This is a genomic window from Kocuria sp. HSID16901, assembly GCF_003989425.1.
GTDB classification, from domain to species: Bacteria; Actinomycetota; Actinomycetes; order Actinomycetales; family Micrococcaceae; genus Rothia; species Rothia massiliensis.
Genome location: NZ_RBLM01000004.1, coordinates 253,028 through 271,819, shown reverse-complemented (window position 1 = coordinate 271,819; position 18,792 = coordinate 253,028). Strand labels below are relative to the sequence as shown.

The window sequence follows — 18,792 nt, the reverse complement described above, 5'->3', positions numbered from 1 at the left end:
GGCACCGTCGATGCGCCGTGCCAACACTGGAGGCGGATGTTACCTGATGCGGCGCGGGCAGATTCGGGTCCCACGCGACGACGGCGCCTCTCCCCGTGGGGGAGAAACGCCGTCGTGCGGTTGGCCGGTGGCCTATTTCATGGTTTCTACCGGATCGTTACCGATGCGGCCGTCCGCCTTGGTCAGGCCGTTGATGGCCTCGACGTCGTCATCGGTGAGTCGAACGTTGAGGGCTTCAAAATTCTCGACGATGCGTTCCGGGGTGACCGACTTGGGAATCACGACGTTGCCGATGGCCAGGTGCCACGCGATGACAACCTGTCCGGCGGTGGCGCCGTGACGCTCGGCGATATCGCCGATGACCTTCTCCTTGAGGACATCGCCACCCTGTCCCAGCGGGGACCACGCCTCGGTCTTGATACCGAGTTCCTCATTGACCTGGCGCATCTTCGACTGGTTGAAGTACGGGTGCAACTCGATCTGATGGATCGCCGGCGTCACGCCGGTCTCGCGGATGATTTCGCGAAGCTGCTCTTCGGGGAAGTTCGAAACGCCAATCGAGACGACCTTGCCCTGCTTCTGCAGCTCGATCATGGCCTTCCACGTGTCCAGGTACAGGTTGTTATCCGGCTGCGCCCAGTGGATGAGGTACAGATCCACCGGCTTGGACAAGCCCAAACGCTCAGCGGACTGGTCGAAGGCCTTCAAAGTGGACTCGTAACCCTGGTCGTCGTTCCACAACTTGGTGGTCACGAAGATCTCGTTCTCGTCGACGTCGGAACCCGCAATTCCGCGGCCGACGCCTGCCTCGTTGCCGTAAATTTTGGCGGTGTCGATGTGGCGGAATCCGGCATCGAGTGCCTGACCGACGACCTTCTCCGCGACATCGTCCTCAACCTGCCACACACCGTAGCCCAGCTGCGGAATCTGCTGACCATCGTTGAAAGTGACGTTCGGTGACTTAGTCATATAAAACTTCCTCTGCTCAGCGTGACTGTTTCGGGGTGCATAACAAACGGGCGGGAGGGAGTATTCCCTGCCCGCCCGTTCGCGAATCGTGTTTTTACGCGTTGTCCTCGGTGATGAGTTCCGCGGCGCGCTCGCCGATCATGAAGCAGGTGATGTTCGGGTTGACCGAAACGATCTCCGGCATCACGGAGGCGTCGGCGACGCGGAGGCCGTCAATGCCCTTGACCTGCAGGCGGGCGTTGAGCGGAGACATGGCATCATCGTCTGCGCCCATCCGGACGGTCCCCACGGGGTGGTACACCGTGTTGTGAGTGTCGCGGATGTAGTCGGCCAATTCTTCATCGGAGGTGAGGTCCTCGCCCGGGAACAATTCCTTGCCGCGCCATTCGTCCAGGGCAGGCTGCGAGGCGATTTTCCGGGCCGTACGAATGCCCTCGATCATCACCGACATGTCGTATCCCTGCTCATCGGTGAAGTACTTGGGATCCACCTTGGGCTTGTCGCGGAAGTCGAGGGAACGCAGGCGCACGGTGCCGCGCGAGCGTGCGTGCGGCACGTTGGGGGTGAGGCAGAATGCGTTCTCTGACGTGGGGAAACCCCGACGGAGGGTGTGCATGTCGAAGTTGACCGAGCCGTAGTGCATCATCAGGTTCGGCCGTCCGGGCAGCTCGTCGTCGAAGCCCGCGTCCACCTGAGTGAAGAGGCCAATTTCCCACCACTGGGTGGAGTCGGAAACCATCGGCTTCTTGGCCTCCCACTGGATCACGCCCTCGGGATGGTCTTGGAGGTTCGCGCCGACTCCGGGGGAATCCACGACGGCTTCGATGCCGACATCGGCCAAGTGGCCGGCCGGGCCGATGCCGGAGAGCATCAACAATTTCGGGGTGTCGATCGCTCCTGCGGAGAGCACGATTTCGCGCCGGGCCCTAATCACGCGGGGCGTGCCGAAGGCGTTATCCACAACCTCGAGGCCGGTCGCCCGCCGGTCGTCGTCGAGAAGCACCCGCTTGACCTGGGTGCCCGTCAGTAGGTGGAAATTTTCCCGTTCGCGGATCGGGTGGATGTAGGAAACCGACGACGACGAGCGAGTACCGTCCGCACGGCGGTTGATCTGGAAGAAGTTGGCGCCGTTGGTAACCGTGGTGCCCGAGTTGAATCGCGTGCGGGGGATCCCGGCCTGTTCCGCCGCATCCAGGAGCGCGACGCCGCAGGGATCCTGAGGCGGAACGTTCATGAGCGACACCGGACCGGAATCGCCGTGGTGCTCACCGCCCTCGGTTCCCGCGTCCTCATTGGTCTCCAGCTGCTGGTAGAGCCGGTAGCCGGTCTCGGAGTTCCAGCCCTGAGCGCCGTGGACGGACTCCCATTCGTCGAGATCCTCGCGCGGCGCCCAGAAAGCGATGCATGAGTTGTGCGACGAGCAACCGCCCATGACCTTGGCCCGGGCCATTCGCATGAAGGAGTTGCCGTTTTCCTGGGGTTCGATCTGGTAGTCCCAGTCGTAGCCGGATTCGAGGAGCTCCATCCAACGGTTCAGGCTGAGGACCTCGTCGATGCCAGCGTCGTCGGGGCCGGCCTCGATGAGCGCTACCTGAGCATCAGGATTCTTCTCGCTCAACCGCGCGGCGGTGGCGGCGCCGGAGGATCCGCCGCCGACGATGATGTAGTCGAATTCTTGCGATTCGTTCATAGCGTGGTGTCCTTTCGTGGATGCTTATCGGTTGTCGCTGAACCAGCCGGTCACGGCGGGGGCCGTGTTGTGGTAGATGTGCTTGGTTTCCTGGTACTCGCCGAGGCCCTCGAGGCCCAGTTCGCGACCGATGCCGGACTGCTTCATACCGCCCCACTCAGCCTGGGGGAGGTAGGGGTGGAAGTCATTGATCCAGATCGTTCCGTGGCGGAGGCGACCCGCCACCCGATCGGCCTTCCCGGCGTCATTGGTCCAGACTGCTCCGGCCAGACCGTAGAACGTGTCATTGGCCGTCGCGACGGCTTCGTCTTCCGTGGTGAAGGTTTCGATGGTCACGACCGGCCCGAAGGCTTCGTCCCGGACCACCGACATCCCGCGCTTGACCTGGTCCATCACGGTCGGCTTATAGAACCAGCCCTTGGCCAGATCACCCTCCGTGGCTGCCTCGCCGCCGCAACGCACGCGGGCACCTTCGGCCACACCCGCCTCCACGTACGCCGCAACCTTCTCGCGGTGCCGCTCCGAAATCAGGGCCCCGGTCTCGGCGTTTTCGTCGAAAGGACCGCCGATGCGAATATTTTCCGCACGACGCACGAGTTCGGCCGTGAACTTCTCGGCGATGGACTCTTCCACGACGATGCGGGCACCTGCCGAACACACCTGACCGGAGTGTACGAAAGCGCCGTTGAGGGCGTTGTCCACGGCGGCGTCGAAGTCGGCATCGGCGAAGATGACGTTGGGGTTCTTGCCGCCCAGTTCCAACGCGATCTTCTTGACCGAATCCGCCGCGGTCCGCGCGATGGTCCGACCGGTCACGAGACCGCCGGTGAAGGAAATGAGGTCCACATCCGGGTGGCTGGAGAGCGGCGCACCGGCCTCCGCGCCGGCACCCAACACGAGGTTGGCGACGCCGGCCGGTAGACCGAGCTCATCCAGAATGTCCATGAGCAGGATCGCGGTGTGCGGGGTCAGCTCGGCGGGCTTCAAAATGAAGGTGTTACCGGCCGCGAGCGCCGGGGCAACCTTCCAGGCCACCTGCAACAAGGGGTAGTTCCACGGGGTGATCATGCCGCAAACGCCCACGGGTTCGGTGACGATGCGTGAGGAGACCGCGGGGTCGCCAGCGTCCACCACGCGGCCCGCTTCCTGCGCGGCAGTCTTGCCGTAGTACTGGAAGCACGCAGCGATGTCGTCCATGTCCAATTCGGATTCGACGAGGCGCTTACCGGTATCCAGTGACTCTGCGCGGGCGAATTCGTCCTTGCGGTCACGCAATTTCTGGGCGACGGCGAGCAGGAAGTCGCCACGTTCGGGAGCGGATGCCGACCAAGCGCCCTCGTCGAAGGCCTTGCGTGCGGCGGCTATTGCCTTCTCGGTGTCCGCGGCGGTCGCCTCCGCGACGGTGCCGACCTCGGACCCGTCGGCCGGGCAGATAATGGTTCGGGTGCCGCCCTCTTCGGCGGGGACCCACTGTCCGTCGATATACAGCGTGTTGCTCACTGAGAACCTTCCTTTGCAGTTGCGTCGTCCGAAAGGTCTTCGGACTGTGGGGTGCTTTCCGTCGACGGGAAATCCATCGACCAATCCGTGATAGCCACCGAAGAACCGATGATTTCGGTGGATCCGGTGTCCTCGATACTCGGTCCGCTCAAGCGGATGAACTCTTGGTGGCGCTCGTGGTTGTCCAGGACGTCGTGAATGAGCTGTTCCTTGGTGTAGCCGTAGACGTCGTACCCGCGCGAACCCGTCAGGGCGAAGGGTTCGAAACGGTAGTAGGTGTCCTCCGTGCTGGAGGGGCTCAACAGGTAGCGCGGAGTGGGGCAAGCAATGGGGTACACCTGGTAGATGAAGTCGCGCTCGCCGTCCATGTGCTCCGTCAAGGTCACATACGGAATATCGCTGGAGGGGTCCAAACCGTGGACGACCTCCGCGGTGACGCCTTCGGTCAGCAAGGCTTCGCCCACCTCTTCCAGGGCGGGGGAGACCACGGTCTGAACGTACCGTCGAGCGGCTCGACGGCCGGGATATGTGACCGAGCGAGCCAGGCGCTGACGCCAATTCCGGGTCTTGCCGGCGGGTTCGATCGAGGCCGCTCGGTTCGCCGCCTGCACGCCGGCGTACGCGGCCAGTCGGGAATCCATGTCGGCTCGTTCGACCCGAAGTGCCTTCCACAGCCCAAACATCACCAGATACAACACGATCGCAAACGGCAGTCCAAAGACAATCGTCGCCGACTGCAGCGTCGTAATACCGCCGATCATCAACATGGCTAGGGTCAGTAGACCTGTGGCGGCCGCCCAGAAAATGCGCATCCATCGGGGGCCGTCTTCGTTGGGATCCTCGATCGTGGATGCGAAGTTCGACATCACGAGGGCTCCGGAGTCGGCGCTGGTCACGTAGAACAGCAGGCCGGTGAATGTTGCGACCGCGGCCGCCGCCGTCGCGCCGGGATACTGGGCCAACAAGGTGTAGAAGGCTTCTTCGGAATTGTTCATGATCGATTGGCCGAACGCCGCGTTTCCCTGCTCGAAGATTAGGTGCAACGCGGAGTTCCCGAAGACGGAGATCCAGACCAAGATGAAGATGAACGGAATGGTCAAGGTCCCGATCACGAATTGGCGGATCGTGCGACCACGCGAGATGCGGGCCAGGAAGAGTCCCACAAAGGGCGACCACGCCACCCACCAGGCCCAGAAGAAGATGGTCCACGTATTCATCCAGTCATCGGGATGATCGAAGGCCATTGCATCCATCGTCATGCCGGGGAAGCGGCTCACATAGTCGCCCAAGTTGGTCACGAGACCGTTGAGCAAGAATGCGGTGTCGCCGAATACGAGGATGTACAAGAGGAGGGCAATCGCGAGGTAAATATTCAGCTCGGACAGGCGACGAATGCCCTTGTCCACGCCGGACACGGCCGATGCCGTCGCGAGTAGGACCGAGACGACAATGAGCCCCGCCTGCACCGCGACGCCCTGAGGCAGATTGAACAGGAAGTGCAGGCCGAAGTTGATCTGCACGACGCCGATACCCAGCGAGGTGGCCACACCGAAGATCGTGCCGAGCAGGGCCGCGATGTCGACGGCGTCGCCCGCGGCACCCTTAATGCGCTTGCCAATGATGGGGTACAGCGCGGACCGGATCGACAGCGGCAGATTGAATCGGTAGGCAAAGTAACCGAAGGCTAGTCCCATCAGGGCGTACATGCCCCATCCGGTCAAGCCGTAATGGAACAGGGTCCAGACGACGGCTTGGCGGGCTGCCTCCGCCGTCTCACTCGAGCCCTGCGGCGGCCCATAATATTGGGTGACCGGTTCCAGCACGGAGTAGAACATCAAGTCGACGCCGATACCGGCGGCAAACAACATTGCGGCCCACGAGAAGAGCGAGAATTGCGGCCGAGAGTGATCCGGGCCGAGGCGGATGGTTCCCGTCTTGCCCAGGGCAACGAGCACCACGAACACGAGCACCACGGTGCCGGTGAGAACGTAAAACCACCCGAAGTTTTTCGATACCCATGCCACGACGGCACCCAAAACCGTGCTTGCCGAATCCGGGGCGAGTAGCGCCCACACGGAAATCGCCAGAATGCCCAGCGCTGCTCCGCCAAAGACTTTCCAGTTGGTCTTCATGGTGGCGTATTTGTTCATGCCCGTTGGGGGGTGGGGATCCGCCCCGGGGTCATGAGTTTCCTTCAGATCATCTGAACTGGGTCTTGAGACGGTAGTGGATGCAGTTGTGCTGGGATCGTTCATGGGTCCTATCTGAGCGTCGACGTTGGTTCGTTGAGCTAAGAAGCAGTCTCATTCACGATATAACACCCCTGACAAGGTTAAACATTGAGATGTCGCGGTGTTTACGGCGAGGAGGAATTACCCCTCGATCAACTGGTGGATTTCCTCCGCGCCGATCGCCGAGGAAAAAATCTGCCCCTCGTCCATGACGGCCTGGAAAAGTTCCGCCTTGGATGACTTCAGGTCCATGACCTTTTCCTCGATCGTTCCGGCGGATACGAGGCGATACACCATGACATTGCGGTCCTGTCCGATGCGGTGGGCTCGGTCCACGGCCTGTGCTTCGGCCGCCGGGTTCCACCACGGATCCATGATGAAGCAGTAATCCGCTGCCGTGAGGTTCAAACCGAATCCGCCGGCCTTGAGGCTGATGAGGAAGATTGGTGCCTCGCCGGCGTTGAAGGCATCCACCACGGAACCGCGATCACGGGTCGTGCCGTCGAGGTAGACATACGGAATGCCTTCCTCCTTGAGGACCTCGGCAATCAGTGTCAAGAAGGAGGTGAACTGACTGAAAACCAACGCGCGATGGCCGTCCTGGATGATTTCGGGGAGGTTATCCCGCAAATACGTCAGCTTGGCGGATTCCACGTCCGCGTGCTCCTCATCGACCAGTCCCGCCGCAAGGGAAAGCCTGCGGAGCATCGTCAAAGACTGGAAGATCGTAAAGCGATTCTTGTCCATGTCCTGGAGGAGACCGAGAAGCTTTTGTCGTTCCCGCTGTAGACGAGTGTCGTAGACCTTCCGATGGGCCTCGGAGAGCGGCACATCGATGCGGTGTTCCTGCTTTTCCGGCAATTCCGCAGCCACCAGCTCCTTGGTGCGTCGCATCATGAGCGGGCGCACCCGTTGGCGCAAGCGCGGGAGGGCTTCGGGGCTCTCACCGCTGGTGATCGGTTTGGCGTAGGAGTCTCGGAATTTTCGGGCGGAGGGGAACAAACCCGGCGCCGCGATCGAGAACATAGACCAGAGTTCCATGAGGTCGTTTTCCATGGGAGTACCGGTGACCACGAGCTTAAACCGCGCCGGGAGGTCCCGGGCTATCCGGTGGGCTTTGGTCTTTGCGTTCTTGATGAACTGTGCCTCGTCGAGCACGAGCCCAGTTAGCCCCAAATCGCGGTATTCCGCTTCGTCGAGCCGCATCAAGGCGTAGGAGGTGATGACGACGTCGGCTCCGTTTGCGCGATCGCCCACCGAACGGCGGCTTTTGGCGGAGGTTTCCGTGATGAGTTCGACGCTGAGCGAGGGCGCGAAGCGTTGAATCTCCCGCGCCCAGTTGGGTGCGACCGATGTTGGTGCGACCACGAGGAAACGAGGGCGCGTCGCGGATTCGGAGCGTTCGGTGCGGTGCACCTCGAAAGCGTGCAAGAACATTGCGATGGTTTGTACCGTCTTGCCGAGGCCCATGTCGTCGGCGAGTACTCCGCCGAGTCGGTGGTCGTACAGAAACGACAACCACTGGTAGCCCTCGAGTTGGTAGGGCCGCAAGGTCGCCGTGAGATCTTCGGGGAGGGCGACCTGGGGAAGGTCCTCGAGTTCCAAGAGAGACTGGACGGATTCTCGCCATTCGTCGGCCACGTGCACGTCGGTGGCGAGTTCTTCGAGATCTTCCCACAGCCCGGCCTGGTGGCGGTTGATGCGCAAGGCGGCCGATTCATCCTGAAGCTGCCGCGCCTCAGAGATCAGGTCTCGGAGCTTCGTAAACTCGGGGCGATCGAGCCGGAAGTAGGAGCCATCGCCCAAGAGAAGGTGCTTCTGGCCGGCGTCGAGGGCACGGAAGATGTCCACAAACGGCACGTACCAGGCTCCCGCTTTCACGGTCACCCCCAGATCGAACCAGTCCCGATCGCCGGTGGACTCGACCGAAACCTGCACCTCGGCGTCGCCGTCCAAGGATGTGAACTCCGGAATGTCGCCCCGAACCACCACACGAGTCCCTGGGATCTCTTCGACGGTGGGGATCACCTTTTCGACGAGGTCGTGGCTTTCCCATCCGGACAGCTCGGTCGAATGCAGCGGAGTGACCGGAAGAGCCCGTCGCACTTCGGAAATGACGTCATGCTCACGTTCGGTATCGCGAATTTCACGGTAGGGATCGGGATGGCCAACGCCGATGGGAACCCGGGTCCATTCTTCGCCCTCCGCAGCGGCATCGGGGTCCTCGGCGACGTCGTTCGGCCATTTGACGTGGGATTGTGGGTAGAGCCAGTACCAGTCCACGGCGGCCGGGAAGAGGCGGTCGTCGTGACGTCCGGGAGAAAAGAATTCGACCTCGAGGATCAGTTCTGGGGAGAGGACCTCGGGCAGGGCAGGTGCGGCGTCGTCGTCGGCGAAGATGGGGGTGCGGCGGGCCACCTGGGGGTAGAAGTCTTCCGCAAAGTCACGGATCTCGCTGGCGGGTATGGACATCTCGCCGTCTTCCGCAATCGAGCGCGCGAGGTGGGTGGGCCGTTCGGCCAACGGGAAGAAGAGGAGCTCGGTGTCTTCTGTAATCCAGGGTTGTTCGGCGGCGTCGTGAGCTAGCTGGGGGATAGGGGAAGGTCGTGTGCCGCCCCATGATCCGGTGCCCTCGGCGTCCCGGGTGTACTCCGCATGAAGGGCGCCGCCGAGGGCGAAATACGCCTGGGGGTCGTGCTGACGGCCTAAGGGAAAAGCCGAGGAAGCGGGAACCCAGGCCGTCGAGGCGTCATCGGACTCGGGGCTCGCCGCGAACCGGAATCCCGGTGAAACTTTCAGCCCCTCATCGTCCGTTCGTTCGATGCGTAAATCGAGGGTCGATTCCGGTGCCAACCCAATGACGACGGGGCGTTCGCGCACCAGAATTGCTATCCCCAGGGAGGAAGCTCGTTCCAACAGGTCCCACAGCAGGGATGAGCTCACCTGATCCAAACGAACGTAGTCGCGCGTGGAGGCGTACATTCCCTGGTCGGGGTGGACCACGGAATAGAACTCACGGAACCACTCCGAATGTTCCTCCGGGATGCTGGGCTCGTGAACCGTGTCTCCGGCGAAGACGTTCCAATGGAGCCCGCCCTTAATCCAGCGGCCTCGCGTGCCGAGCTTAAGGGGGCGTGCCGTCAGGTGGACGGGAGCGACGACGTCCTCCGTCGGGCGGCCGTATCCTCGGTGCCGGGGGACCTCCACATCAAGGTCCAAGGCCGCCGGAACACGGTGATGCTGACCCGATCCATAAGCGCGTTGCGACTGAAGGGCCCGGGTCATCTGACGGCGCCATGAAGACTGCATGTCGCCCAGTGCTCGATGGGAGGTGGCCTCTTTGCGGCCAGAGAAGTCAGTGAACGTCTGGAGAGCCGAGTCCGGGATCTCGACACCGCTGGCCTCCGACCAACGGCGGACGGCATCGGGAACCTCTTGGCCGGACGTGTTGTGTGACCCCGAAGGTTCGGCGGGCGACGCGGAGCGCAAAGGACGGTCCTCCGTGGGATCGCCCCAACCGCCTTCGTGAAACCACCCGAGCAGGGCGGCGACCACGTGTTTGCAGTTGGTGCCCACGGGGCACGAGCAGAAGGAGTGGAAGGGTGCCGAATGCGGGGCTTGCTTTTCCGGAAAGATGACGGTCTGTGAATAGGATTTCCGCTCGCTGCCGGAGACCTTGGACGAGAACGTCAGGCTGTCTGGGTCATAGGCCGCAGAGAGCACTTTGCCCGCACGGTAGTACCGTTCTCCCCGGCCAAAGGCGTTATGGCCCACGGCTTTGATGATGTGCGCGACAGAGACCGGCATCTGCTGAGCGGGAAATGGCATAACTTCCAATCTATACCCCGCAGAAATTCTTCGAGGGAAGACTTTTCATCGCGACAATTTCTTGGGTACGCTGGGAAACAGCTTCAAGAGACCCAACTGCCAAGCTCCGACTTGGTTGGGCACCAACCCCATGTTCACGGGTGGTTCGGATGACGAAGCGGTCTATATTCGCCGCATGAGCGGCACTGTTGCTTGGTATAGACAAGAGCATCGAAAGGATCGCGCGACAGCGCTGATGGCTATGGCCACCCCGAATTCCCGTTCCGATTTCTCCGCGGCGGTTCCCGTCTCGCACGGATACCACGCGATGAGCATTCAAGATTACGCGCGAGTCGATTCCGCGCGGACTGAATTCCTCAACTTTCTCCTGGCACCCACGAGCGCCGGTGAACCGATCGTCGCGCTCGCCGCAGACCAGGCCGCATGAGTCCTGGCACCCGCGGTCTGCTGCTTGACTCCGACGTCCTCGCCGAAATTCGCCGCACACGCCCTAACCCCACCGTGGTGGCCTTTTTGCGCCGTCGGTCGCACCGGACGCTGTTTCTCTCGGCCCTCTCCTTGGGTGAGCTCAAAGGACTGTATCCCCACAGGGAGACCGATCGATGGCTCGACGAGCTCGTGGAGCGGTTCGAAGATCATGTGCTGGATGTCGACCCTGCCGTGGCCCGGGCGTGGGCTGGGCGGTCGAGTCCCGAGTCCATTTTGCGTCTGGGACAACGCTCCTCGACGTCGTGGACCGGGGCGGCCGTCGAGGGGCTGATCGCGGCAACCGCCGAGGTGCATGGCCTCACGGTCGTGTCCGCCAAGGCCGACGTTTTCCGGTCCTGGGGCGTGGACGCCCAGGACCCGTGGCGCGAAGCCTAGGGATAGCCGTCCCCTGACGGGCGTGTCACACGCGATGGCGTGAGGCCGCACGACCCGGTCCTCGCCGTTGGGCACCACGCTCATCACGCCACCGGCGGAGCTGTCGGCTTCGATGAAATTCGATCGCCCTGTCGTAATACCCCTCCAATTTGAGCGAGGCTGCACCCCATGATCGGGCTTCCATGGCCTGGCGGCCGTTGGTGCTGAGGGGCGCACGCGCCTCGGGGTCTCGGAGCGACTCCACGATCGTGCGAAGCATGCCGAGTTGTCCGGGTTCGTACAGGCGGCCGGTGACGCCGTCGTCAATGATGTCTAGGGGTCCGCCCTTGCCTACGGCCACGGTGGCCACGCCCGAGGCCATCGCTTCCTGCAGTGTTTGGCCAAAGGTCTCGAATTCCCCGGGGTGGGTGAACACATCCAGGCTCGCGACGTGCTCCGCGAGACTTTCCCCCGTGAGCTGCCCCGTAAAGATTGCTTGGTGAAGCGTCGTCTTGAGCCGGGAGAGTTCGGGGCCGCCCCCGATGATGACGAGCTTTACTCCCGGCAACGACTGGATGACCCGCAGATCCTCGACCTGCTTCTCCGAAGCGAGGCGCCCCACAAAGCCCACGAGGATATCGCCCGAATCGGCCCCGAGTTTTTGCCGAACCGCTTCCGAGCGACGGCGGGGGTGGAACAGCTCGGTATCGACGCCGCGGCCCCACTTGAAGACACGAGGCACCTCAAGTGATTCCAAGTAGTCCATGGACGAGTGCGACGGCGCCAACGTCATGGTCGCCGTGGTGTGGATCGAGGCAATGCGCTTATTGGCGTAGGCCTTTAGCCACGGCATTCCGTACCGGTGTGTATAGGCCGCGACATCGGTCTGATAGACGGCGACCGAGGGGATTCCCAAGGAATGGGCCGCTGTGACGGCGCGGGCCCCGAGAACAAACGGCGAGGCAATGTGCACGACGTCGGGACGGTAGTCGGCCATGAGGCGTCGTACTGCCGCCACGGTTCCCATGGAAAAGCGCAGGGTAGGGTAGCCCGCCAAGGGGAGGGACGGCATACGGACGGTGGGGGTGCCCTCGACCTCTTCGTAGGTTTGCCCCGGTGCCAACGAGATGGGGCAAGATTCAGGGGTTTGGCGGGACGCGGGAAATGCGTCGTCGTGAACCGCCCTTGGGAGGCTGGGTAGCACGGTGGGGGACCAGTCCGAAGGCTTGAAGCCGCGCCCAGACGGAGCCAAGAACATGACTTCGTGGCCGCGGCGTCTCAGATTCTCGGCGCTTCGCAACAGCGAGGTTGTGACGCCGCTGAGGTGAGGAACAAACGATTCGGCAACCATAAGGATTCGCACACACCCATACAACCGCGCCGGGGATACGGGGCGTTCATCAACAAGTAACGGTCGGTTGAACGGCGAATGAAAAGCCAAAACGCGGGCCACGTGAGATGATGAATCGCGATGATCAAGACGCCTCGTAGACCCTCGCTTCCCCAGTCACTGCCGATGCCGCTTTGGTTGCAGGCCGTGACCGAGATTCTCTTGACCGCGATCGGCTCGCTGCTGTTCGTGGCCGTGATCGTGCTCCTCGGGTGGTTCACCTTGGGCATGCCCGGCTCGGTGGGAGCTGTGCTGGGAGGGTCCGGGCAATTGTGGCTTGCCGGACACGGCGTCGGCGTCCACTTGAACATACCCAGCGGGGACTCCTCTTCGCCGGTTCAAGGCGTCTCGAGTCTTACTCCCTTGGGCCTGACTGTGGTCCTCGTGCTCTTCACCCGTCGCGCGGGAAAGCGATTGGCGCGAGCTTCCTACGAGGGACAGTTCTGGCAGGCCATCCTGGCGGCCGCGGTGACGTACGGCGTCATCGGCCTGGTCGTCAGCCTCGTGACCAGTAACTCCGCCGTCAGAACCGAACCGGTTGCCGCGACTCTCATTCCGTTGTGGGTGGTGATTCTCGGGATGCTCTGGGGCGGGCATCGTGTGGCCGGGTCGTGGTTGCGCCTGGTCGGTATCGACCCGGAAAAACTTTCCGAAAAGTACAGCCAATATTCCCGGTGGACGGGCGCCTACGTCGTCTCCTTGATTCGAGCCGCCTGGGTTGCCGTCGTTGGACTCGTGGGCGCCGGCGCGCTCTTGACGGGCCTGTCGATTTTCGTCCACTGGAACCGCATCGTTTCGCTGTACCAGGGCCTTCACGCGGGTGGGGTCGGTGACCTCGCGGTGACTCTCTTGCAATTGGCACTGTTGCCCAACCTCATCATTTTCGGAATGGCCTGGGGTACGGGCGCTGGATTCTCCTTGGGTGCAGGCACCGTGATCTCACCCGCGGCAACCACCACCGGAGCGCTCCCAAGCCTGCCGGTCCTCGGTGCCGTACCCGCGGATCCGGGAGTGTGGGGATACTCCGTCCTGGTCTTGCCCGTCCTTGCGGGAGCCCTCGCCGGTTGGTATTTCATTCGTGACGGCGAAAATCACCTCGATGAATGGTTCACCTTGCGTCTTTCCTGGCGGTGGCTGGCAGCCATCCTGTCGGGGTTATGCGTAGCCCTGGGAATCGGCCTGTTGGTGTGCATCGTGATCTGCCTCTTGGCGGCGCTGGCGCATGGTTCTCTCGGCATTGGACGGTTTACCGATGTTGGTCCGCACCCTTGGCTGACCGGTGTGTGGGCCGGCATCACGGTCGCGGTGGGTACCCTGGTGGGTCAACTATTGGGCCCATGGATTGAACGAGACCCAACGGTGGAGCCCATTAGTGTGGAACGGCCCCCGCGCAAAAAAGAGGGCCGGGCAACATCAACCGTCCGGACCTCGGGAACCGAGTCGGAACACGGCCCGACGTCCCGGGGAAGATCCGTGAAAAACGAGGCCAAGGATTCCTCAGCCAAAGATTCCTCGCGGAAGCCCTCTGCCGGTGCTTCTTCCGAGAAGCCCGGGGCCACGACGGCCGACGCGGAACGCACCCCGAACCGTTCACGTGACGCCGGTGCGTCCAGATCGATTGCCGCCCTCGGCAAGACGTCCTCCGGGGCTAGCCGGGCGGATGGGGCATCGAGTCAAGAACCTCGCCGCGGCAGTGATGGCAAGGGCCCTCTCCCGCCGAGGCCACGGGGCGGCTCCACGCGGTACGTCCCGCCGGCTACGGAGTCTTCCCCGTCCCAGCCGAAGACCGAGGAGTCTCCGCGGAGCGAGCGAGACGACAACACAGGATCCTCATCCGCACCGCGTCGACATGTCGCACCGTGGGCCGACGACCGGAAACCTCGCGAGGTGCCCGGGGGTCGTCCGGTGGTCGCGCGTCCTCGGCGCAAGTCTCGGCGGACGACGGACGAGGGCGACCGGTAGTTTCAGGGGTTGGGGCTTCCCACGCCAGCTGGTGGGAGGACGCTAGCGACCGAGGATCCGACTCATGAGGGTGTCGTAGAGATCCGACTGGCACTGTCCGCTCGAGGAAATCGTCAGGGAATTCTGCACACAATCGCGATAGTCGCTGGTCACGTTCCAGAGCGCCAAGTTAATCCCGGAATTGGCGATGAAGTACAGGTTCGCCAGCAAGACGAGAACGAGGACGACGTGCCCCACCCAAGGGCCTCTCGTTTTCGTGAGCGAGACCATGGTGAGGATCGTCCACACGACGCCGAGTGCGAGAAGAACCATCGAGATCACGAGTGCCCACTGTCCTACGGGTGTGACGGAAAGGACCGTCCCCATGAAACCGGCGACCGAAAACGCAATCATGAGTCGCGATCGATACACGAGCGACTCGTGCCGCTTGATATTCTCCGGATTCGCTTCGCCGTTCGGTGAGGTCATGATCCCAACTCTACCGGGGCACTGAGTAGAGTATGCCCATGCGCATAGTGGTTATGGTCTCCGGATCCGGGACCAATCTTCAGTCCATCCTCGACGCCGTCGCGGCAGGATTCCTGAACGTTGAGGTCGCTGCCGTCGGCGCCGATAAGCCCTGCAAAGGCTTGGAACGAGCCGAGAAACACGGCATCGCGACCTTCGTTGTGTCTCCGAAGGATTACGCAACGCGTGAGGCGTGGAATCGCGCCTTGGAGCAGCGAATCGGCGATGAATCCCCGGACTACATCATTTTTGCCGGCTTCATGCGCATCGTCGATGCGGACCTGGTGAACCGCTTCGCCGGCCGCATCATCAACACGCATCCGGCGTTGCTGCCCTCTTTCCCCGGCGCACACGGTGTGCGCGATGCCCTGGCGTACGGCGTCAAGATCACGGGGGTGACGGTACATGTCGTCGATGCCGGGGTCGATACGGGTCCCATCCTGGATCAGGCTGCCGTTCCCGTGCTCGAGGGGGATGACGAATCCGCCCTTCACGAGCGAATCAAAGTTCAGGAGAGGTCACTCTTGGTGACCACAATTAAGAAACTCTCTGAGGGCCTAATAGACTGAATGGGGCCAGCGGCGGATGAGCGCCGTCATCGACGAGTTGGAGTTTCCGTGTCCCAGACCGATCTGGATCGCATCCCGTTCACCAGAGCATTGATTTCCGTTTTCGACAAGACCGGCTTGGAGGATCTGGCTCGAGGGCTTCATGAGTCCGGAGTCAGCATTGTCTCCACGGGGTCGACCGCAAGCACGATCCGCGACGCGGGTGTTCCGGTCACTGAGGTCTCCGAGATCACCGAATTCCCCGAATGCCTCGAAGGCCGTGTCAAGACCCTGCACCCCAAAATCCACGCGGGCGTCCTGGCTGATCGCCGCAAGCAGGACCACGTTGAACAGTTGTCGGACCTCGGAATCGAGCCCTTCGACCTCGTCATCGTGAACCTGTATCCGTTCGTCGACACGGTCGCCTCCGGTGCGGGCGAGGAAGACGTGATCGAAAAGATCGACATCGGTGGCCCTTCGATGGTCCGCGCCGCCGCCAAAAACCACCATTCCGTCTCGGTGGTGGTGGATCCCCAACAATACGACGATGTTCTCGCCGCGGCTCGTGGCGGCGGTTTTGACCTGGCGGCCCGCCGTCGGCTGGCTGCTGGAGCCTTCGCCCACACCGCCGCGTACGACACGGCCGTGGCGACCTGGACCCAGCAGCAATTCGTGCAGGACCCGGACGCGCAATTCTGGCCCCCCTACGCCGGACTCGGTTTCGAACGCTCCGCTTCATTGCGGTATGGCGAGAACCCCCATCAGCGCGGCGCCTTGTACGTCGATCCGGCTTCCGCCCCGGGCATCGCCCAGGCAGAACAGCTCGGCGGAAAGGAGATGTCGTACAACAACTACGTTGACGGGGACGCCGCGCTTCGCGCCGCGTACGACTTCGAAGATCCCGCCGTCGCGATCATCAAGCACAATAACCCCTGCGGCATCGCCGTGGCCTCGCCGGGAGCGGACGACCCCATCGCTGACGCCCATCGCAAGGCTCACGCCTGCGATCCGCTCTCCGCCTATGGTGGCGTCATCGCGGCCAATCGCGAGGTCACGCTTGGGATGGCGCAGACGGTCAAGGGGATCTTCACCGAGGTCATCATCGCCCCCGCGTACACCGCCGAGGCCCTTGAGCTACTCCAGACCAAGAAGAATCTCCGTATCCTCGTGTTGCCGGAAGGTTTCGAGCGAGGCTCCATCGAGTACCGTCAGGTCTCCGGGGGCGCGCTGTTCCAGCAGAGCGACCGGCTCCAGGCCGAGGGCGACGATCCCGGCAACTGGACCCTCGTCGCGGGTGAGGCCGCCGACGAGCAGACCCTGAACGATCTTGCTTTCGCCTGGCGTTCGTTGCGGGCAGCTAAGTCCAACGCCATCCTCCTGGCGAACGACGGCGCCGCCGTGGGAATCGGCATGGGCCAGGTTAACCGGGTGGACTCGTGCAAGCTTTCCGTCGAACGCGCCAATTCCTTGGGCGAGGACGGCGCCGAGCGCGCACGGGGTTCGGTCGCCTCGTCGGATGCGTTCTTCCCGTTCGCTGATGGTCTGCAGGTCTTGTTGGACGCCGGCGTCCGAGCCGTTGTTCAGCCCGGCGGGTCGATCCGTGACGAGGAAGTCATCGAAGCCGCACGCCAAGCGGGCGTCACGATGTACACCACCGGGGCCCGTCACTTCTTCCACTGATCCGGAACCCAACGCATAATGACGCCGCCTGCCTTCGTCTCGGAGGCAGGCGGCGTCGTGCGTGAGTTCCGGCGTGGGCACAATGGGGCTATGTCTCACGAGCTAACCGTCGACCGCAAGCCTCCGCTGATCGTCGTCATGGGCGTTTCGGGCACGGGGAAGACGACCATCGGTTCCGTTCTCGCTCGCCGTCTCGGAGTCGCATTCGTCGACGCCGACTCACTGCACCCGCGAGCCAACATCGACAAAATGGCCGGGGGAGAGCCGTTGAACGACGACGACCGCAGACCGTGGTTGAGCATCGTCGGGAAGCGCCTCGGGGAGGCTGAGGTGACGTCTGAGGGAATGGTTATGGCGTGTTCCGCGCTCAAACGTGCGTATCGGTCCTCAATTCTGGCCGAGGCGCCCAGTGCTTTCTTCCTGCACCTCTCCGGTTCGGAAGAGACGCTGGCGCGTAGGTTAGAAGGCCGACACGAACACTTTATGCCTCCGGCACTCTTACGATCTCAGCTCGAGACGTTGGAGGGATTGCACCGAGACGAGCCTGGGGCGACGGTCGAAGTCGCGGGAACCGTGGATCACATTGTGGCCGAATGCGAATCCGTCATCGAGCGAGGGACGCCGTGACGGAAGAGGCGCCTGACTGGTAGAGATAAGTTATGAATTCGACCCAAAGCTCCAGCCGCCGTCCGAAAAATCAGTCCGCCGAGGAACATGGCGCCTTCTACGCCGTGACGATTTTTCCGTTGCTGATCCTCGCGGCGGGAGTCCTTGGCTTCCTCGTTCCGGGCGCTTTCGCGGGGCTCACGGGGTGGGTCAACCCGCTTCTGGGATTCATCATGTTTGGGATGGGCTTGACCTTGACGTTTCCGGATTTCGGCATGGTCGCGCGTCGCCCCATTCCGGTGGTCATCGGGGTCGTCGCGCAGTTCGTCATCATGCCGTTCCTGGGCTGGTTCGTCTCTTGGGCGTTGCAGCTGCCGCCCGAATTGGCCATCGGCGTGATTCTGGTCGGGTGTTGTCCGGGCGGCACGGCGTCCAATGTCGTCTCGTACCTGGCCAAGGGCGACGTCGCCCTGTCCGTCGCGATGACGACGATCTCTACTCTGATAGCCCCGTTCGTCACGCCCGTGCTTGCGGTGTTGCTTGCCGGTGAACGCATGTCAGTGAGCGGAGCCAGCATGATGATGTCGATTCTGCAGGTCGTGCTCGCGCCCGTCATCCTGGGCCTGCTGATTCGCTGGCTGATGCCGAGGTTTGTCAACCGAGTCACGGCCGCACTTCCCTGGGCCTCGGTCGTGGCGATCTCGGTCATCGTCGCGATCGTCGTCTCTGGCTCGGCGGCCGCCATCGTCTCTGCTGGATTGCTGGTCCTTGTGGCTGTGATCTTGCATAACGGCTTGGGGTACGCCCTGGGCTACGGCGCTGCGGCGATATTCCGGTTGGTACCGTCTGCGCGACGCACCACGGCCATTGAGGTGGGGATGCAGAATTCTGGCCTAGCGACGTCGCTTGCACACACGTACTTCACTCCTGAGGCGGCCCTCCCCGGAGCCGTTTTCTCGGTGTGGCACAACGTATCCGGAGCGCTGCTCGCGGCCGTCCTGCGGCGTCGTGCGGTGTCTGAGCGCTAAAGCCCAGACA

The 18,792-nt window shown here is 62.7% G+C and carries 14 protein-coding genes and 1 riboswitch; of the genes, 7 read left to right on the top strand and 7 right to left on the bottom strand.

Annotation, left to right across the window (positions count from 1 at the left end):
• Positions 1–132 precede the first annotated feature (132 nt).
• From D8M21_RS07830 to D8M21_RS07810, 5 genes are all read right to left on the bottom strand, one after another.
• Positions 133–969 (bottom strand): aldo/keto reductase, encoded by an 837-nt coding sequence (locus tag D8M21_RS07830; protein WP_126855770.1) that lies wholly within the window; start codon positions 967–969, stop codon positions 133–135.
• 94 nt (positions 970–1,063) lie between these two features.
• Complete coding sequence (locus D8M21_RS07825; RefSeq protein WP_048679668.1) at positions 1,064–2,659, bottom strand: GMC family oxidoreductase; 1,596 nt, start codon at positions 2,657–2,659, stop codon at positions 1,064–1,066.
• A 24-nt stretch (positions 2,660–2,683) separates the two neighbouring features.
• On the bottom strand, positions 2,684–4,159 hold the full coding sequence (locus D8M21_RS07820) for an aldehyde dehydrogenase family protein (RefSeq protein ID WP_048679666.1): 1,476 nt from the start codon (positions 4,157–4,159) through the stop codon (positions 2,684–2,686).
• Positions 4,156–6,309 (bottom strand): choline BCCT transporter BetT, encoded by a 2,154-nt coding sequence (gene betT / locus D8M21_RS07815; protein WP_065424234.1) that lies wholly within the window; start codon positions 6,307–6,309, stop codon positions 4,156–4,158. Before betT ends, D8M21_RS07820 begins: the two co-directional genes overlap by 4 nt.
• Before the next feature lie 222 nt (positions 6,310–6,531).
• Positions 6,532–10,218: a DEAD/DEAH box helicase gene (locus tag D8M21_RS07810; RefSeq protein ID WP_048679663.1), complete on the bottom strand. Its 3,687-nt coding sequence runs from the start codon at positions 10,216–10,218 to the stop codon at positions 6,532–6,534.
• Between the two features lie 81 nt (positions 10,219–10,299).
• A riboswitch (SAM riboswitch) is annotated at positions 10,300–10,430 on the top strand.
• On the opposite strand from D8M21_RS07810, the gene D8M21_RS07805 reads away from it, so the two are divergent.
• Both D8M21_RS07805 and D8M21_RS07800 read left to right on the top strand, forming a co-directional pair.
• Positions 10,394–10,645, top strand: a complete 252-nt coding sequence (locus D8M21_RS07805; protein WP_152692736.1) for a hypothetical protein — start codon at positions 10,394–10,396, stop codon at positions 10,643–10,645. (Overlaps the previous riboswitch by 37 nt.)
• Entirely contained in the window at positions 10,642–11,082 is a 441-nt protein-coding gene (locus tag D8M21_RS07800) for a type II toxin-antitoxin system VapC family toxin (RefSeq protein WP_048679662.1), read from the top strand. The genes D8M21_RS07805 and D8M21_RS07800 overlap by 4 nt, the downstream gene beginning before the upstream one ends.
• Before the next feature lie 25 nt (positions 11,083–11,107).
• On the opposite strand, the gene D8M21_RS07795 is transcribed toward D8M21_RS07800, so the two are convergent.
• Positions 11,108–12,424 (bottom strand): glycosyltransferase family 4 protein, encoded by a 1,317-nt coding sequence (locus D8M21_RS07795; protein ID WP_065424233.1) that lies wholly within the window; start codon positions 12,422–12,424, stop codon positions 11,108–11,110.
• 153 nt (positions 12,425–12,577) lie between these two features.
• Here D8M21_RS07795 and D8M21_RS07790 point away from each other — a divergent pair, with 153 nt between their 5' ends.
• Positions 12,578–14,413 carry a cell division protein PerM gene (locus D8M21_RS07790; RefSeq protein ID WP_126855769.1) on the top strand — a complete coding sequence of 612 codons (1,836 nt, stop codon included), beginning with the start codon at positions 12,578–12,580 and terminating at the stop codon, positions 14,411–14,413.
• A gap of 42 nt (positions 14,414–14,455) precedes the next feature.
• Here the strand turns inward: D8M21_RS07790 and D8M21_RS07785 are convergent, their stop codons facing one another.
• The gene (locus tag D8M21_RS07785; protein ID WP_048679652.1) at positions 14,456–14,881 is read right to left on the bottom strand and encodes a hypothetical protein; all 426 of its coding nucleotides are present in this window, start codon (positions 14,879–14,881) and stop codon (positions 14,456–14,458) included.
• Between the two features lie 38 nt (positions 14,882–14,919).
• On the opposite strand from D8M21_RS07785, the gene purN reads away from it, so the two are divergent.
• The 4 genes from purN (at position 14,920) to D8M21_RS07765 (ending at position 18,782) form a co-directional block, all read left to right on the top strand.
• Positions 14,920–15,489, top strand: a complete 570-nt coding sequence (gene purN / locus D8M21_RS07780; protein ID WP_082156700.1) for a phosphoribosylglycinamide formyltransferase — start codon at positions 14,920–14,922, stop codon at positions 15,487–15,489.
• A gap of 48 nt (positions 15,490–15,537) precedes the next feature.
• A complete protein-coding gene (purH, locus tag D8M21_RS07775) occupies positions 15,538–17,148 on the top strand; it encodes a bifunctional phosphoribosylaminoimidazolecarboxamide formyltransferase/IMP cyclohydrolase (protein WP_048679647.1) in 1,611 nt (536 codons plus the stop codon).
• 90 nt (positions 17,149–17,238) lie between these two features.
• Positions 17,239–17,775 carry a gluconokinase gene (locus tag D8M21_RS07770; RefSeq protein WP_048680073.1) on the top strand — a complete coding sequence of 179 codons (537 nt, stop codon included), beginning with the start codon at positions 17,239–17,241 and terminating at the stop codon, positions 17,773–17,775.
• A 32-nt stretch (positions 17,776–17,807) separates the two neighbouring features.
• Complete coding sequence (locus tag D8M21_RS07765) at positions 17,808–18,782, top strand: bile acid:sodium symporter family protein (protein WP_048679645.1); 975 nt, start codon at positions 17,808–17,810, stop codon at positions 18,780–18,782.
• The last annotated feature ends 10 nt before the right edge of the window (positions 18,783–18,792 follow it).

Bases quoted from the DNA above. Each gene is read 5' to 3' on its own strand.
- purN (WP_082156700.1), top strand. From the start codon at position 14,920: ATGCGCATAGTGGTTATGGTCTCCGGATCCGGGACCAATCTTCAGTCC.
- D8M21_RS07790 (WP_126855769.1), top strand. From the start codon at position 12,578: ATGCCGCTTTGGTTGCAGGCCGTGACCGAGATTCTCTTGACCGCGATC.
- D8M21_RS07765 (WP_048679645.1), top strand. From the start codon at position 17,808: ATGAATTCGACCCAAAGCTCCAGCCGCCGTCCGAAAAATCAGTCCGCC.
- D8M21_RS07785 (WP_048679652.1), bottom strand. From the start codon at position 14,881: ATGACCTCACCGAACGGCGAAGCGAATCCGGAGAATATCAAGCGGCAC.
- D8M21_RS07810 (WP_048679663.1), bottom strand. From the start codon at position 10,218: ATGCCATTTCCCGCTCAGCAGATGCCGGTCTCTGTCGCGCACATCATC.
- D8M21_RS07770 (WP_048680073.1), top strand. From the start codon at position 17,239: ATGTCTCACGAGCTAACCGTCGACCGCAAGCCTCCGCTGATCGTCGTC.
- D8M21_RS07825 (WP_048679668.1), bottom strand. From the start codon at position 2,659: ATGAACGAATCGCAAGAATTCGACTACATCATCGTCGGCGGCGGATCC.
- betT (WP_065424234.1), bottom strand. From the start codon at position 6,309: ATGAACAAATACGCCACCATGAAGACCAACTGGAAAGTCTTTGGCGGA.
- D8M21_RS07830 (WP_126855770.1), bottom strand. From the start codon at position 969: ATGACTAAGTCACCGAACGTCACTTTCAACGATGGTCAGCAGATTCCG.
- D8M21_RS07805 (WP_152692736.1), top strand. From the start codon at position 10,394: ATGAGCGGCACTGTTGCTTGGTATAGACAAGAGCATCGAAAGGATCGC.
- D8M21_RS07800 (WP_048679662.1), top strand. From the start codon at position 10,642: ATGAGTCCTGGCACCCGCGGTCTGCTGCTTGACTCCGACGTCCTCGCC.